The organism is Halalkalicoccus tibetensis (assembly GCF_037996645.1).
Classification (GTDB): domain Archaea; phylum Halobacteriota; class Halobacteria; order Halobacteriales; family Halalkalicoccaceae; genus Halalkalicoccus; species Halalkalicoccus tibetensis.
The window spans coordinates 146203-160172 of sequence record NZ_JBBMXV010000004.1; the positions used below are offsets into that span (position 1 = coordinate 146203).

The 13970-nt window shown below is 67.7% G+C and carries 15 protein-coding genes; 3 read left to right on the forward strand and 12 right to left on the reverse strand.

Features of this window, described 5'->3' with window-relative positions; all coding sequences use genetic code 11:
- Positions 1–19: 19 nt before the first annotated feature.
- Entirely contained in the window at positions 20–1162 is a 1143-nt protein-coding gene (locus WOA58_RS13490) for an acyl-CoA dehydrogenase family protein (protein ID WP_340604767.1), read from the forward strand.
- Positions 1163–1164: 2 nt separating this feature from the next.
- Here WOA58_RS13490 and WOA58_RS13495 read toward each other — a convergent pair whose 3' ends face one another.
- Entirely contained in the window at positions 1165–1347 is a 183-nt protein-coding gene (locus WOA58_RS13495) for a YHS domain-containing protein (RefSeq protein ID WP_340604768.1), read from the reverse strand.
- 122 nt (positions 1348–1469) lie between these two features.
- Here WOA58_RS13495 and WOA58_RS13500 point away from each other — a divergent pair, with 122 nt between their 5' ends.
- On the forward strand, positions 1470–3380 hold the full coding sequence (locus WOA58_RS13500) for an ABC transporter ATP-binding protein (protein ID WP_340604769.1): 1911 nt from the start codon (positions 1470–1472) through the stop codon (positions 3378–3380).
- A 151-nt stretch (positions 3381–3531) separates the two neighbouring features.
- Here the strand turns inward: WOA58_RS13500 and ggt are convergent, their stop codons facing one another.
- From ggt to WOA58_RS13540, 8 genes are all read right to left on the reverse strand, one after another.
- The gene (gene ggt / locus WOA58_RS13505; protein ID WP_340604770.1) at positions 3532–5145 is read right to left on the reverse strand and encodes a gamma-glutamyltransferase; all 1614 of its coding nucleotides are present in this window, start codon (positions 5143–5145) and stop codon (positions 3532–3534) included.
- Positions 5146–5218: 73 nt separating this feature from the next.
- Complete coding sequence (locus WOA58_RS13510; RefSeq protein ID WP_340604771.1) at positions 5219–6250, reverse strand: phosphate uptake regulator PhoU; 1032 nt, start codon at positions 6248–6250, stop codon at positions 5219–5221.
- 73 nt (positions 6251–6323) lie between these two features.
- Positions 6324–7388 carry an ATP-NAD kinase family protein gene (locus WOA58_RS13515; RefSeq protein ID WP_340604772.1) on the reverse strand — a complete coding sequence of 355 codons (1065 nt, stop codon included), beginning with the start codon at positions 7386–7388 and terminating at the stop codon, positions 6324–6326.
- Between the two features lie 343 nt (positions 7389–7731).
- Complete coding sequence (locus WOA58_RS13520) at positions 7732–8421, reverse strand: competence/damage-inducible protein A (protein ID WP_340604774.1); 690 nt, start codon at positions 8419–8421, stop codon at positions 7732–7734.
- A 29-nt stretch (positions 8422–8450) separates the two neighbouring features.
- A complete protein-coding gene (locus WOA58_RS13525) occupies positions 8451–9197 on the reverse strand; it encodes a DUF5803 family protein (protein WP_340604775.1) in 747 nt (248 codons plus the stop codon).
- Entirely contained in the window at positions 9194–9871 is a 678-nt protein-coding gene (locus WOA58_RS13530; protein WP_340604776.1) for a DUF2110 family protein, read from the reverse strand. The genes WOA58_RS13525 and WOA58_RS13530 overlap by 4 nt, the downstream gene beginning before the upstream one ends.
- Positions 9871–10395, reverse strand: coding sequence for a transcription factor (locus WOA58_RS13535; protein WP_340604777.1), 525 nt, complete (start codon positions 10393–10395; stop codon positions 9871–9873). The genes WOA58_RS13530 and WOA58_RS13535 overlap by 1 nt, the downstream gene beginning before the upstream one ends.
- Positions 10396–10496: 101 nt before the next feature.
- Positions 10497–11045, reverse strand: coding sequence for a tRNA (cytidine(56)-2'-O)-methyltransferase (locus WOA58_RS13540; RefSeq protein ID WP_340604778.1), 549 nt, complete (start codon positions 11043–11045; stop codon positions 10497–10499).
- A gap of 72 nt (positions 11046–11117) precedes the next feature.
- Between WOA58_RS13540 and WOA58_RS13545 the strand changes: the two genes are divergently transcribed.
- Positions 11118–11336 (forward strand): hypothetical protein, encoded by a 219-nt coding sequence (locus tag WOA58_RS13545; protein WP_340604779.1) that lies wholly within the window; start codon positions 11118–11120, stop codon positions 11334–11336.
- Here the strand turns inward: WOA58_RS13545 and WOA58_RS13550 are convergent.
- From WOA58_RS13550 to WOA58_RS13560, 3 genes are read right to left on the reverse strand one after another with little or no spacing between them, the layout of a single operon-like run.
- The gene (locus tag WOA58_RS13550) at positions 11333–11794 is read right to left on the reverse strand and encodes a universal stress protein (RefSeq protein ID WP_340604780.1); all 462 of its coding nucleotides are present in this window, start codon (positions 11792–11794) and stop codon (positions 11333–11335) included. The two genes, WOA58_RS13545 and WOA58_RS13550, sit on opposite strands and share 4 nt — an antisense overlap.
- A gap of 1 nt (position 11795) precedes the next feature.
- Positions 11796–13463 carry a solute symporter family protein gene (locus tag WOA58_RS13555; protein WP_340604782.1) on the reverse strand — a complete coding sequence of 556 codons (1668 nt, stop codon included), beginning with the start codon at positions 13461–13463 and terminating at the stop codon, positions 11796–11798.
- On the reverse strand, positions 13460–13927 hold the full coding sequence (locus WOA58_RS13560; RefSeq protein WP_340604783.1) for a DUF4212 domain-containing protein: 468 nt from the start codon (positions 13925–13927) through the stop codon (positions 13460–13462). Before WOA58_RS13560 ends, WOA58_RS13555 begins: the two co-directional genes overlap by 4 nt.
- Between the last annotated feature and the right edge of the window lie 43 nt (positions 13928–13970).

Genomic DNA, 13970 nt, shown 5'->3' on the forward strand with positions numbered 1-13970 from the left:
CGCTCGCGCAACGTGGGACATGGACCTCAGGCTCCCCGACGAACACCGGATGATCCGCGATACGGTTCGTGACTTCTGCGAGGAGGAGATCGAGCCCATCGCCCAGGAGATCGAGGACGAACACCGCTACCCCGAGGAGGTCTTCGACCAGCTCGCGGGGCTCGACGTCATGGGCGTGCCGATCGCCGAGGACTATGGAGGATTGGGCGGCGACCAGCTCATGTACGCGCTGGTCACCGAGGAGCTGGGGCGGGTCTCGGGCTCGGTCGGGCTCTCGTATGCCGCCCACGTCAGCCTCGCCTCGAAGCCCATCGAGCTGTTCGGCACCGAGGAACAGAAGGAGCGCTGGCTGAAACCGCTCGCGGAGGGCGAGTACGTCGGCGGGTGGGCGCTCACCGAGCCCGAGAGCGGGTCGGACGCCTCGAACATGAGCACGACCGCAGAACGCGAGGGCGACGGCTACGTGCTGAACGGCACCAAGCAGTTCATCACGAACGCATCGGAGGCCGGCTCGATCCTCGTGAAGGCCGTCACCGAGCCCGAGGCGGGCTACGACGGCATCTCCACGTTCATCGTCGACCCCCGCGAGGACGACGGCTTCGAGGTGACGACGATCTGGGAGAAGATGGGGCTGAACGCCTCGCCGACCTGTGAGATCCGGTTCGACGACGTCCACCTCCCCGAGGAGCGCCTCTTAGGGAACGAGGGCGAGGGCTGGGAGCAGACGAAGAAGACCCTCGACGGGGGACGGATCAGTATCGCGGCCCTTTCGGTGGGACTCGCCCAGGGTGCCTACGAGGCCGCCCACGAGTACAGCACCGAGCGCGAACAGTTCGGACAACCCATCTCGGGGTTCGACGCGGTGCGGGACATGGTGGTCGGGATGCACCGAAAGACCGAGCGTGCCCGGCTCCTGACCCACGATGCCGCCACGACTTACGACCGGGGCGAGGAGGTCACCCGAAAGAGCGCGCTCGCGAAGCTCGACGCCAGCGAGGCCTGCCGGGAGGTCGCCGAGGACGCGGTGCAGGTCCTGGGCGGCTACGGCTACACCACCGATTTCGCGCCCCAGCGGTTCTACCGCGACGCGAAGCTGATGGAGATCGGCGAGGGGACCAGCGAGATCCAGCACCTCGTGATCGGCCGGGAGATCGGGCTGTAGTCCTACGAATCGGCGTACTCCTCGGGGTCGCTCTCGAAGGCTTCCTTGTGGTCCGAACAGCAGAAGTAGTGGACCTCCCCCTGGAACTCGGTCTGGGCCGGGGCGTAGCTCTCGCCGCCGTACCCCTCTTGCGGGCCGGGGGTCTCCTGTTCGATCTCGTCGTCGCAGACGGAGCAGTCGGTCATCGTGGCGGCTGGTTGCGCGTCCGAGGCCAAAAGCCATCGGCACGCGAGTGCCAGCGGACCGTGGGGCCGTCCCTCGCCGGGTTCGAGGGATACATACCCCCCGCGTTCGTCGCCATCGGTAGATGGGAGCGAACGACGAGAGCGTCTTCGACGTCTACCGCGACCGGGTCGACCGGCCGCTCGCCCGGCTCTTTCGCGTCTACGGCCGCCCGGAGGTCGAGTGGTTCGCGCTGGGCATGGCCGCGAACGTCGTCGCCCGGGTCGCGAGCCTCCTCCCCCCGTTGATCCTCGGAATCGCCATTGATTCGATCTTCGTCGATACCGAGCCCTTCACCTTGCCCGTGGTTCCCGACGCGTGGCTGCCCGCCACCCAATCGGGCCAGTTCTGGTTCTCCGCCGCGATAATCGCGGGCGCCTTCCTCACCACCGCGGTGTTCACCTGGATCTACGGCACCGCCGCGAACGTCTTCGCCCACCGGGTAATGCACGCGGTCAGGACCGACAGCTTCGAGCGGATGCAGCGCCTCGACATGCCCTTCTTCGACGACAAGCAGACCGGCGAGGTGATGAGTGTGCTCAACAACGACGCCTCGAACCTCGAGGTCTTCCTCGACGACGCCCTTCAGAACTCCTCGCGACTGGGCGTGATGCTCGTCGGGATCGCGGCCGTGCTCTTCTATCTCAACGCCCAACTCGCCTTCGTCACCCTGATCGCGATCCCCGCGATGGTGCTGTTCACGGTCTGGTTCATGCGGGCCGTCGAGCCGATCTACGTCGCCCAGCGCGCGAGCGTCGGCGACCTCAACACCCGCCTCGAGAACAGCCTCGGGGGGATCCAGCTCGTCAAGACCGCGAGCACCGAGGAGTACGAGACCGAGCGCGTCCGGCGGGCCTCCCGGGAGTACTTCGATCGGACGATGGACGTCATCAAGCTCAACTACGTCTACCGACCCGGCATGGAGCTGCTCGCGGGGGTCGCGTTCGCCGCCACGTTCGTCGTCGGCGGGATCTGGCTGTTCTCGGGGGCGCCGGGTCCCTTCACCGGCGAGCTCACCGTTGGAACGTTCGTCACGTTCCTGCTGATGACCCAGCGCTTCGTCACGCCGCTCGCGGAGGTCTCGAACATCATCGACCAGTACGAGAACGCGAAGGCCTCGAGCGAGCGGGTGTTCGGGCTGATGGACATCCCCGTTCGGATCACCGACGCGCCCGACGCCGTCGCGCTCGAGGAGCCCGAGGGCCGCGTCGAGTACCGCCACGTCGACTTCGCGTACCCCGAGAACGCGCTGGCCGCGGCCGAAGAGGAGGACTCGGGCGAGCGGGTGCTCCACGACGTCGACTTCGAGGCCGAGGCGGGCGACACCGTCGCGCTGGTCGGTCCGACGGGCGCGGGCAAGTCGACCCTTCTCAAGCTCCTTCTTCGCCTTTATGACGTGAACCGCGGGGAGATCCGCGTCGACGGCCACGACGTCCGCGAGCTGACCCTCTCGAGCCTGCGGGGCGCGACCGGCTACGTCGGCCAGGACGCCTACCTCTTCGACGGTAGCGTCGCCGACAACGTCCGGTACGGGAACTTCGACGCGAGCGAGCGGCGGGTGAGGGAGGCCGCCGAGGCCGCGGAGGCCGACGAGTTCATCCGGGACCTCCCGGAGGGCTACGACACCCGGATCGGGGAACGGGGCGTGAAGCTCTCCGGGGGCCAACAACAGCGCCTCTCGATCGCGCGGACGATCCTGCAGGACCCCGAGATCCTGATCCTCGACGAGGCGACCAGCGACGTCGACACCGAGACCGAGCGGCTGATCCAGGAGAGCCTCGACCGCCTGACCGCCGAACGCACGACCTTCGCCATCGCCCATCGACTCTCGACGGTGAAGGGCGCGGATACGATCCTCGTGATCGAGGACGGCCGGATCACCGAGCGGGGGACCCACGAGGAGCTCCTCTCGGAGGGCGGGACCTACGCGACCCTCTGGGGCGTGCAGGCCGGCGAGGTCGAGATGGTCCCCGATTCGGGCAGCTCTGAGGACTGAACGTCGAGGAAAGCGGTGCGGTGGCCGGCGCGAACGGAACACAAAGCGTTCCGTGAGCGGGGCGGGGAAAGGCTGGTACCCGGAAGCGGGGGGGGGGGACNAAGGACATGAAAAGGGCGAGGCGCGAGTGCCAACGAGCGCCGAGGGCTTTCTAGAACCCGATCGCCTGTCCGTCCTTTCGGGGATCGGAGCCGCCGATCAGGGTCCCCTCGTCGTCGCGATGGACGATCTGGCCGCCGCCCCAGTGGCCGCCGTCCTCGAAGAACTCGCTTTCCTCGACGATCTCGTGGCCCCGCTCGCGCAGTCCCTCGACTACCTCGTCGGGGATCCGCGTCGTCTCCAGTGCGACTCGCTTGCCCTTGAGCCACCGGAACCGCGGCATGTCGAGGGCGGCCTGGGGGTTCAGCCCGTCGACCATGTGCGCGGCGACCTGTAGGTGGCCCTGGGGCTGCATCGAGCCGCCCATCACGCCCCATGAGGCGCGAAAGCCGCCGTCCTCGCGCAACATTGCGGGGATGATCGTGTGGAACGGGCGTTTCTCGGGCGCCAGCCGGTTGGGATGATCGGAATCGAGGCTGAAGGAGTGGCCTCGGTTCTGGAGGGCGAACCCGCCGGCGGTGAGCCCGCTGCCGAAGCTCATGTAGACGCTGTTGATGAAGGAGACGGCGTTGCCCTGCGGATCGACGACGGTGAGGTACACGGTGTTCGCGTGCTCGCCCGCCCGCGCGCCGTACTCGCCGGCCTCGCTTCCGACCTCGTCCGCGCGCTCGCTCGCGTACTCCGTCGAGAGCATCGTTTCGGTGGGTACCTCGACGTGTTCGGGGTCGCTTACGTGGGCGTAGCCGTCGGCGAACGCGAGCTTGGTCGCCTCGATGAGCCGGTGTATGCGCTCCTCGTTCGTCGGCTCGCCCTCGATCCCCAGCGCCTCGGCGACGTTCAACGCCTCGAGCGCGACGATCCCCTGGCCGTTGGGCGGGTGTTCGAGCACCTCGACGCCGCCGTACTCCGTGCTGATCGGTTCCTCCCACGTGCTCTCGTGGGCCTCCAGGTCGGAGAGCGAGAGGGTACCGCCGTGCTCGCGGACGGTCTCGACGACCTCCTCGCCGAGTTCGCCGCCGTAGAATACCTCGGGACCCTCGCGGGCGATCAGCTCGAGCGATTCGGCGAACGCGGGGTTCCTGAACCGTTCGCCGGGCTCGGGCGCCCGGTCCTCCGGGAGGAACGTCTCGGCGCTCGCGTCGAACTCGGCGATCCGATCGGCGGCGTTCCCCCACTGGCGGGCGACGTACTCGGTGACCGGCGCCCCGCCCTCGGCGTAGCCGATCGCGGGCCCGAGCAGATCGTCGAGCTCGAAGGTGCCGTAGGCGTCGAGAAGCGTCGCCCAGCCGTCGAGCGCGCCCGGTACCGTCACGGGCAGGCCGCCGTCGGCGGGCATGACCGGCTCGCCGTCCTCGCTCTCGTCGGTTCGCTCGCGGTACTCCTCGAGCTCCGCTTCGGCGGGCGCGCGCCCGCTGGCGTTGAGCGCGCGGTACTCGCCGTCGAACTGGGTCAGCGCGAAGGCGTCGCCGCCGATCCCGGTCATGTGTGGTTCGACGACGTTCAACACCGCGGCGGTGGCGACCGCGGCGTCGGCCGCGTTGCCGCCGTTCTCCAGCACCTGTGTTCCGGCTCGGGCCGCGAGCGGGTGGCTCGTGGCGACCATGCCGTTCGGCGCCATCGTCGCCGATCGCCGGCCGGCGAACTCCCACGGGTAGTCGAACTCCATGGCTGGCGTCCGTCCCCCTGGGTCTTGAAAGGTGAAGAAGGGGCAAGTTCCGACCGGGCGTTCACGAGCCGGTCTATTTGATGGTCACGTGCTCGCTTTCCTCGTTGAGCGCGAGGTTTGCGGCAATCTCGGCGTTGCGCATGGCGAACTGGGCGGTCTGCTGGAGGCTCACCAGCACCTCCCGGACCTGTAGCAGGTCCTCGTTGTCCATCTCGGGGAGGTCGCTCAGGATCTCGTCCTCCCGATCCGAGATCTCCTTGAACAGTTTGCGCACCTGGATCGTCAGATCGTAGTCGCGTTCGACGGCGGCCTCGACCGCCAGCGCCGTGATCTCGTCGACCTGATCGGTGAACTCCCGGATCCGACGCATCGTCGCGCTGTCAACCGCCAGCCCGTGGTCTTCGGACTCCAGAACGATCTCGGCGATGTCCTCGGCGTTATCGGCAGTGAGCTCGAGGTTCTTCGCGATCGAGCGATAGCCGATCAGGGCAAAGCCGTCGTCTAACCCCACCGCCCGCGCCAACGTCGGGTTCTGGTAGGCGGTGAAGATCAGGCGAAGCAGGAGGACGAAGATCTTGTTGGCCTGTCGTTCGCGGTTGAGCGCACGCTGGGCCAGGTCGGGGTTGCCCATCGCGAGCGCCTTGACGGCCTCGCCGCGCATCGTGCTGCCGGTGTTCTCGAGGCGTTTAAGTAGGTTGTCGAGCGTGAAGTCCTCGGGATCGACCGAACACCGGATCGCGATGTCCTCGGGAGTCTCCTCGATGACCCCGAGCCCCATGAGCTGGGTTTCTGCCTCGTAGACGGCGTTGATGTGGTCCGAAGAGAGCGCTCCCTCCTCCTGTTGGACGTGGATGATCCGTCGGCCGAGGACGTACTGGGCGACGATCGCCCGTTCGATGGCCTGCGCGTCGAGTTCGTCGGCGTGGATGATCGCCTCGCTTTCCTCCCGGTCGGCGGACTCGGGCATCACGGTCAGCGCGCCCTTGCTGCCGCGTCGCAGCGTCACCTCGTCCCCTTTCTCGACGTAATGCTCCTTCGCCCAGTCGGCCGGCAACGTCATCGCGAGCGTCGAGGGCCCCAGTCGCTGGACCTTGCGTGTATCCATGTCACCAGTATATCCTGAGTGGTCTTAATATTCACTCATTTCCCATTATATGTAACATAATCTATCCGGTGGGTTAGGAGACCTGCAACATACGCCGTTCGACCCGACCGACGCGGACGCGGGTCCAGCTCCGCAGCTCCTCGTCGAGCTCGGGATCGCCGGTGTCGACCCTGAGGACGCCCGTCTCGTCGAGCTTCGACCGGGAAGCGACGATCTCGACCTCGCACCGACGGATCACGTCGGGCGAGAGCTGCTGGTTGCCCCGCCCGAAGACGAATCCCTGGCCGCCGATCGGCGAGACGACGATGACGTTTCGCTCGCCCAGCGCCGCGAGGACCTCCGACTCGCTTCCGTCCCGGACGAGCAGCTCCCCCTCTCGCCAGACGTCGACACCCAGCGCGCTCGCGTCGATCCCGAGCTCCGCTTCGATCGCGCCGACGGTGCTGCCGGGCGCGAAGACGTACGTGGTGTCGGGGTCGACCTCCGCGGCGAACCCCTTGACGAGCCCCTCGACGCTGCCGCCCCCGAGCTGTTTCGAGGACTGTAGCTCCTCGGCGACCGGGACGTCGACGACGGCCCTGAGGCTCGTGCGTACCTCACCCTCACGGTAGGCGTCCTCGTCGATGTCGCTGACCTCCCGCGATTCCGTGGCGTCGAAACTCGCCGCGATCCGGCCCGCGTCCTCCGGTGTGACGCCGAAGACCGACGAGTAGACCTTCACCCCGGCGGGAACCCCGAGCACCGGCGTTTCGCTTCCTGCATCGGTCACTGTCTCGGCGACGTCCGTCGCGGTGCCGTCCCCGCCGACGAACAGGACGAGGTCGACCCCCCGCTCGAGGAACCGCCGAACTGCCTCGCGGGTGTCGGCCGCGGTCGTCCCTTCGTCGGGTTCGTGGATGATCTCGGGCGAAAAACCCGCCTCCCGGGCCTCGACCTCGCCCATCGGATCGCCGGCGGTCAGGAGCTCGACGTCGGAGGAGCGCTCCCGGAGGGCCTCCAGCGCAGCGACGGCCCGTTCGGGCGCGCGGGGTTCGGCGCCCCGTTCGCGGGCCTCCTCGACCTTGCCGTCGGTCCCCTTCAGCCCGACCCGCCCCCCCATGCCCGCGATGGGGTTCAGCACGAAGCCGATGCGTCGCATACCGACGGGTTCGATCCGACGGACAAAGAACGACCGGGTCGGCCGGCGTCGACCGGAGGCGGTTGTCAATACTTATAAAACAGGGAAACACAGGTCGAGGCATGTACCCGCTCCCGCTCGACCAGCACGGCACGATCCCGATCGAATACCTCGGCCTCCCGGTGCTCGTGGTCTGTCTCGTCGTGACGCTCGCGTGGCTGCTCTACTTCTACAGGTAACATAACGGTCGTTAATCACATATACTCCGGCGTCGTGAGGGTGGCTACTGGCGGTCACGGACCGGCCGATAACCGCGATAGGGTGCCTCTGATAGAGGCCGGTCCGCTGGCCGCCAGCCTTCCCGCTACCCGTCGAGTTCGACGCGCTCGCGGAGCCAGTCTGCCGCGGCCTCGACGGTCGCCTCGTCGGTCCCGATGAGCTTCAGACTGACCCCGTCGCCGGGGTAGCTCCCCACCGAGACGTCGAAGCGCTCCCGGAGCTCCGCCAGACGCGGAACGAGCTCGCTCTCGGGCTCGCTCGTCTCGACCCGGGCGACGTACCGGGGCTCGCCCTCGAACTCCCCCTCGATCGACTCGAACATCGCCTTCATCTCGCTCGGCACCCCCGGCAGGACGTAGATCCCCTCGACGACGGCGCCGGGGGCGACACCCGCCTCGTTGTGTAGCGGGCGCGCACCACGGGGCAGGTCCGCGGTCCCCGCGGTGAGTTCGTCGCGCTCGTAGCCTCCCTCCTCGACGAGCCACGCCAGCGCCTCCTCGTTTCGCTCGACCCCGCGGCCGATCGCCGCGGCGACCCCCTCCATGGTGACGTCGTCGTGGGTCGGGCCCAGCCCGCCGGTGACGATCACCGCGTCGTACTCCGCGCGGTACTCGTTGACGACGCGGGCGATCTCGCCCACACGATCCGGCAGTACCGTCACGCGTTCGACGTCGACGCCCCGCTCGGCGAGGCGTTTGCCGAGCCACGCGGCGTTGGTGTTGATCGTATCGCCCGCGAGGATCTCGTCGCCGACGGTGACCACCGCGACGTGCATGCCCGCCGTTAGGGACGGCGGAGTAAAACTCACCCCATTCCCGGCGGCGGCCCGCTGTCGTCGTCGATGTCCACGTCGAGCCCCGCCTCCTCGCGCCGGCGCTGGAGCTCCTGGATCTGCCGGTAGACGTACGCCCCGGCGATCGTCGCGCCGATCGAGGCGACCACGATCAGTCCGCCGAACAGGTAGACGTCACGTTCCTGGTAGTAGCGCACGGAGATGGCGTCGGCGTCCATCTCGTCCCAGGTGATGTGGGTCTGGTCGTCGACGACCTCGGTCTCGTGGCCGCCCGGCCGGATGTTCGCGAGCACGAAGTTGTCGACGCGGTAGCCCGGCGGGAGGATCACCTCGTAGGAGCCGTCGACGAAGGTGTCGGTCGCGAAGTTCCGGGTCTGGGAGTCGGAGGTGAAGGCGAGCTGGCCGTTCTCGGCGGGCAGGTGGACGTAGACCTCGGAACGTGTCTCCTCGACCTCGATCTCGTCCATCCCTACCACCGTGCCGTCGGGATACCGGAACTGCACCGCCCGGACGTCGATCGGGTTGTCGTCACCGTAGCGCGTCGACTGATGGAGCCGCACCGTCTCCCGGTCCTCGATCGTGTAGACCGCCTCGTACTCGCCGTCGGTGACCTCGATGGTTCCGTCGGCGTCGGTGTCCCAGTCGTAGTCGGCGTCCTCCTCGAGCCCCTCCTCGCTGGTCGTCGAACCGAACCCCGCACAGCCGGCCAGAAACAGCAGCGCGACCAGCGAGACCAGCGCGAGCAGTCGGCGGTTCATGAACCGATGACACACCGCAGTTCCGAGGTGAGGTACGGCCCGATCGCCGAGAGCAGCCCCGGCGGGTCGGTCCCCTCACGGCAGACGACGCTCTGCTCGAGCAGGCCGAGCCGCTCGACCGTGACGATGTCGTTTGCGTGGCCCGCACGGTTGACAGTCGCGCGCACCTCCCCACGGGTGGCGTTGTTGACGTTCACCCGGCCGGTACCCCGGGTCCAGTCGTAGAGCCGGTCGCGCTCGGCGTCGGCCAGCCTGGAGGGTTCGTCCCCGTCCCCGTAGACGAATCTCATGGGAAGGTGCTGGACGAGGCCGAAGCGCTCGACGAGCTGGGCGGGCCGCCCCTGGCCGAGGCCCAGCTCCCCGGCCGGGATCCGTATCTCGCGGCCGGCGTCGAGGACGAACCCCTCGTCGTCCCACGACTGTAGCGTGCCGACGTAGCTCTCTCCCTCGGTGAACTCGTCGGTGATCTCGCCCCACTCCTCGCGCAGCGCGTTGCGGGCGACGGTGGCGTCCTCGCCGTCGACGCTCACGGTGGGGAAGTCGTCGTGGCGAACGCCGACGTCGTACTCCACGTCGAGCTCGCCGATCGCGTTCTCGACGAGCGACCGGAGCCCGTCGAGCGCCTGCTCGCGCGACTCGCCGTGGACCGTCACCTTGGTTGCGAGGACGACCATTAGGCCTCGCTCTCGACGTTGAGCTCGCCCCGTAGTTCGTCGATCCGGCGTTCCATCGCGTCGACGAGCCTGTCGTTGTCCATCGATTCCAGCGGCGAGCCACACTCGGGACACTCGAAGCCGAAGTCCATCGCCTCGCCGAACTCGAAGCGGATCGAGCAGACCTCACAGAGGTAGAACTCGTGGTCGCTCTCGTAGCCCTCGCGGTCCTCTAGGGCGTCGAGCAGGCGCTCCATCTCCTCGGCCAGGTTCTCCGGGATGTTCTCGTACTCGAAGGTCCACAGGTAGGTCAGCCAGCCCGAGTCCTCGTCGCGCAGCCGACGGTAGCTCGCGAGGTCGTTCTCGTAGAGGATGAACAGCGCCCGGCGTACGTCGTTGAGCTCCAGGTCGAGCTCCTCGGCGAGCTCCTCGTCGGTGACCTCCCCGTCGGGCGGCGCGGCGGCGACCGGCATTCCCTTCGGCCCCACCAGCTCGTGCAAATACTTCTGTATGACGGGGTCCTCGAGTAGATCCTCAAAAGCCATTAACCGCCATTACATTGCTCCCCGGTTAAGTCTTGCCAACTACTCCGTTCTACGGGGCGTGCCTGACGACCCCGATCGTAGGGGAGGGCTCGTGGACCCGTTCACCCCGAGTCGGTAGACTCGACCTTCTTCCCCGTCTCCTGTGGGATCACCCGCTGGTCGGCGTCCTCCCACTCCCGCTCCAGCTCTCGGCCCTCGAACAGCCGGTCGAGGAACACCGCGAGACCCGCCACCTCCGAGTGGGGCTGGTTGGTGACGCCGACGTTCCAGTCGGCGTGTTCGTAGATCCCGAACGGGACCTTCTCGCCGCCGACGACGACGAGGAGGGGCTCACCGGACTCGCCATGGGCCGCGCGGATCTCGCTCTCGACGTCCTGGACCCGCTCGCCGTACATCGTCAGGTGAACCACGCTCCCCTCCCACCCCCGAACGAGCGCCTTCTGCGAGCTCGAGAGCTCGACCGCGAAGGGGCCGCCGAAGCGGGTCGTGATGTCCTCGACGGTCTCCTTCGACTGGCCGGCGTTGTCGGGGAGGATCGCCCGGTCGGCGCCGAGCGCGCGGGCCGTGAGCCCGACGTGGGTCGTCATCCGCTCGTCGCGGCCCGGCCGGTGGCCCAGCCGGCAGACGGCGACCTCCGGTGTGTCGTGCATGGGACCGATCGGCCCGGCAACGGGTAGGCGGTTTCGGTTCGGTTTTTACCCCGGCGACGCCAGTGATCGACAATGAGCGCGCTCGATCGTCTCGGCGAGTACGTCCGCGAACACCGCGGGGGACTGCTGACGGATTTCGTCTTCGCCCTCGCGTGGGTGACGCTGGTCAACGTCATCTTCGTCGTCGTCGACGGCCCCCAGTGGGCCTACTACATGCTCATGCTCGCGGGCGTCCTCGCGTACTTCGGGTTCGTCTGGAGCCTCGAGATCGCGAGAGAAGGGAGCGGTTAGTCGTCCTGGCGGGCGTCGACGACGAGCACGGGTCGGTGGGTCGTCCGCAGGACCCGTTCGGCGACGCTGCCCAGCAGGACCCGCGAGACGCCGCTGCGGCCGTGCGAGCCCATGACGATCATGTCGGCGTCGTGCTCGTCGGCGTAGCTCGTGATCACGGTGTGGGGGCGCCCCGCGGCGATATGTTCGACCGTCGGAACGCCGCTTTCCTCGGCGCGCTCGACGACACGGTCGGTCGCATCGCGGGCCTTCCGTTCGACCTCCTCCATCTCGCCGAACTTGCCGGCCCGGATGCGATCGACCTGTTCGGTGCCGAGGCTGAGGTCCATCGCGTCGGTGTCGACGACGTACAGCGTGTGCAGCGTCGCGCCGTACGTCTCGGCGAGATCGATCGCGCGTTCGACCGCCAGTTCCGCGACGTCGCTTCCGTCCGTCGGGACGAGTATCGTGTCGTACATATCAGTTCTCCGTCTGGGTGTTCGAGACGTCCTCGCCGCCGTCGGTGGCGGCGACCTCTTCGGCGCTCTGCATCCGGCTCATCGGCTCGGGGCTGTGACACTGGCGGACCAGCCGCTTGACGCGCTCGGGCGGGTCGTCCGTCACGAGCGAGACGCCGATGATGATCGCGAAGACCGTCGGCACGGTCACCAGCGACGAGGACGTCGCCGGGATCGCGGCCGCGAGCGCGGGGACGAACGGCTCCTCGAGCCCGATCCCCTGTGCGCCGAACTCGTTGACGATCGTCACGACCGAGACCGTCAGCCCGAAGACCATGCCGGCGAGCGCTCCTTCCCTCGTCGTGCGCTCCCACCACAGCCCGAGGAAGAAGACGGGGAACATCACGTTGCCCGCGATCGCGAAGGCCGCCGCGACCAGCGCCGCGATCAGGCCGACGTTTGCGACGCCCGTCAGCGTCACCAGGATGCCGAGGGCGACGATCGTCACGCGGCCGACGATGATCTGCTCGCGCTGGCTCGCGTCCTCCTTGTAGAGGTTCGTGTAGATGTCGTGGGCGGCCGCCGAGGAGCCCGAGACGAACAGCCCGGCGGTCGTCGCGAGCGCCGCGGCGATCGCGCCCGCCGCGACGAGGCCGACGAGCCACTCGGGCAGGCCCGCCAGTTGAGCCGTCAGGACGACGACGACGTCACCCTGGTCTCCCGAGAACGGGAACTCCAGGCCGGCCGTCTGGTCGAACAGGATGGTCCCGAAGGCGGCGTAGGCGGCGGTGCCCCAGTAGAGCAGGCAGATGAAGAAGAGCCCCCAGACACAGGACCACCGGGCCGTGCGCTCGTTGTCGACCGTGTAGAACCGAACGAGGACGTGGGGGAGCCCACACGTCCCGAAGATCAGCGTGAAGGCCAGCGCGACCCATTCGTAGTAGCCCGCGTTGGCGAAGGGCTCGGTGAACTCGGCGGCGATCATGTCCGAAACGTACGCGGCCTCGGTGCCGAACTCGAGGAACGGCATCACCGTCGAGTAGCCCTGCGAGAAGCCGACGGCGTACATCCCTGCGATGAACGCTCCGATCAGGATGACGTACTGGATGGCCATGTTCTTCGTCGTGCCCAACATTCCCGAGAGCGCGACGTAGATGATCGTGATCGTCATCAGCATGACCACGCCGACCTCGTAGCTGGTGCCGAAGACGTACATCGACATCAGCCCCATGCCACGGGCCTGGCTGACGGCGTAGACGTACGCGATGACGATCGTCGTCACCGCCGCGATCGCGCGGCCGGTCTCGGAGTAGAAGCGGTCGGCGACGAAGTCCGGCGCGGTGTACTTCCCGAACCGGCGGAACTGCGCGGCCAGGAAGATGAGCAGGATGAAGTAGCCCGTCGTCCAGCCGACGAGATACGCCAGTCCGAAATAGCCGGAGACGGCTATCGTTGCGGCCACGCCGAGGTAGCTCGCCGCGCTCATCCAGTTGGCACCGATCGCCATCCCGTTTTCGATGTTCCCGATACCGCGACCGGCGACCCAGAGGTCGTCGACGTCGGCGACACGGAAGAACAGCCCGACGCCCAGGAACAGCGCCAGCATGGCGAAGACGGTGATCGCCGGGATCAGCTTGAACCCGATGTCGAGCCCCTCGGGGATGACCTGTAGCGCCACGGCGTCGATCATCGCGTCTCACCGCCGTCGGATCGCGGCTCCGACGAGGATCCGGAGCCCTCGGCTCCCTCACCGCCGTCGGCCGCCGTGGCCTCTTCGGTGGATTCGGGCTCGGGCTGGCCGTGTTGGACGTCATATTTCTCGTCGAGCTTGTCGCGTCGCCAGGCGTAGAACACCGAGAGCAACAGCGCGCCAAGCGGGATCCCGATGGCCGTCACCATGAACAGCGTCGGGGTGCCCGCGATCCGGTGGGCGTCGGCGGCCTGAGGCGCGATCGCCGCGACCGTCACCGGGCCGAAGACGATCACGATCCAGGCGGCGAACGTCGCCCAAACCACCTTCAGGTGGTCCCGCATGAACGGGGTTTGGGGCTTGAACAGGTTGATCCGCGTGTCCAAGTAGTTGGCCGTCTGGACGGTCCCGCCGTCGGGTCTGGTCTCCGCAGGGTCGTCGTCTGAGTCGGGTTCGGTCGACATTTTTTGGTTTTTAATGGTGTTAGTTGGGGTCGGCGCGGATCCC

Excerpts from the sequence above, each read along its gene's own strand:
- WOA58_RS13525 (WP_340604775.1), bottom strand. The coding sequence starts at position 9,197 with ATGAACCGCCGACTGCTCGCGCTGGTCTCGCTGGTCGCGCTGCTGTTT.
- WOA58_RS13530 (WP_340604776.1), bottom strand. The coding sequence starts at position 9,871 with ATGGTCGTCCTCGCAACCAAGGTGACGGTCCACGGCGAGTCGCGCGAG.
- WOA58_RS13540 (WP_340604778.1), bottom strand. The coding sequence starts at position 11,045 with ATGCACGACACACCGGAGGTCGCCGTCTGCCGGCTGGGCCACCGGCCG.
- WOA58_RS13515 (WP_340604772.1), bottom strand. The coding sequence starts at position 7,388 with ATGCGACGCATCGGCTTCGTGCTGAACCCCATCGCGGGCATGGGGGGG.
- WOA58_RS13510 (WP_340604771.1), bottom strand. The coding sequence starts at position 6,250 with ATGGATACACGCAAGGTCCAGCGACTGGGGCCCTCGACGCTCGCGATG.
- WOA58_RS13545 (WP_340604779.1), top strand. The coding sequence starts at position 11,118 with ATGAGCGCGCTCGATCGTCTCGGCGAGTACGTCCGCGAACACCGCGGG.
- WOA58_RS13550 (WP_340604780.1), bottom strand. The coding sequence starts at position 11,794 with ATGTACGACACGATACTCGTCCCGACGGACGGAAGCGACGTCGCGGAA.
- WOA58_RS13490 (WP_340604767.1), top strand. The coding sequence starts at position 20 with ATGGACCTCAGGCTCCCCGACGAACACCGGATGATCCGCGATACGGTT.
- WOA58_RS13555 (WP_340604782.1), bottom strand. The coding sequence starts at position 13,463 with ATGATCGACGCCGTGGCGCTACAGGTCATCCCCGAGGGGCTCGACATC.
- WOA58_RS13535 (WP_340604777.1), bottom strand. The coding sequence starts at position 10,395 with ATGGCTTTTGAGGATCTACTCGAGGACCCCGTCATACAGAAGTATTTG.
- WOA58_RS13520 (WP_340604774.1), bottom strand. The coding sequence starts at position 8,421 with ATGCACGTCGCGGTGGTCACCGTCGGCGACGAGATCCTCGCGGGCGAT.
- WOA58_RS13500 (WP_340604769.1), top strand. The coding sequence starts at position 1,470 with ATGGGAGCGAACGACGAGAGCGTCTTCGACGTCTACCGCGACCGGGTC.
- ggt (WP_340604770.1), bottom strand. The coding sequence starts at position 5,145 with ATGGAGTTCGACTACCCGTGGGAGTTCGCCGGCCGGCGATCGGCGACG.
- WOA58_RS13560 (WP_340604783.1), bottom strand. The coding sequence starts at position 13,927 with ATGTCGACCGAACCCGACTCAGACGACGACCCTGCGGAGACCAGACCC.
- WOA58_RS13495 (WP_340604768.1), bottom strand. The coding sequence starts at position 1,347 with ATGACCGACTGCTCCGTCTGCGACGACGAGATCGAACAGGAGACCCCC.